At 38.5% G+C, this 348-nt stretch carries 1 tRNA gene; it reads left to right on the top strand.

The annotated features are described in order from the left end of the window. The first annotated feature begins 50 nt into the window (after window positions 1-50). Window positions 51-125, top strand: a tRNA-Gln gene (locus ACX6U0_RS21360). Window positions 126-348 lie beyond the last annotated feature (223 nt).

The raw sequence follows: 348 nt of genomic DNA, 5'->3' as shown, positions 1-348 counted from the left end.
GCAAAATCAAGTAGTATAATCGCAGAAGTAAGATCATGTAGTAACTTCATTGGGCTATAGCCAAGCGGTAAGGCAACGGATTTTGATTCCGTCATGCCCTGGTTCGAATCCAGGTAGCCCAGCCATTTACCTTTTTATAAGAAATGTTGAATTGTAGTCTTTAAGTACGAATTCAAGATTCTACTTTTTCAGATGTCGGATTGTCTTTATCTTGAGGAGTAAATTCAAGGGGTAAATACAATAAAACATAAAGAAAATCCTGCGGTGCAAAATCAAGTATTATAATCGCAGAAGCAAGACCATGTAGCAACTTCATTGGGCTATAGCCAAGCGGTAAGGCAACGGATT

This window comes from Gottfriedia sp. ABJ_BB2_2, assembly GCF_055484705.1.
This window is presented reverse-complemented; position numbering and strand designations above follow the sequence as displayed.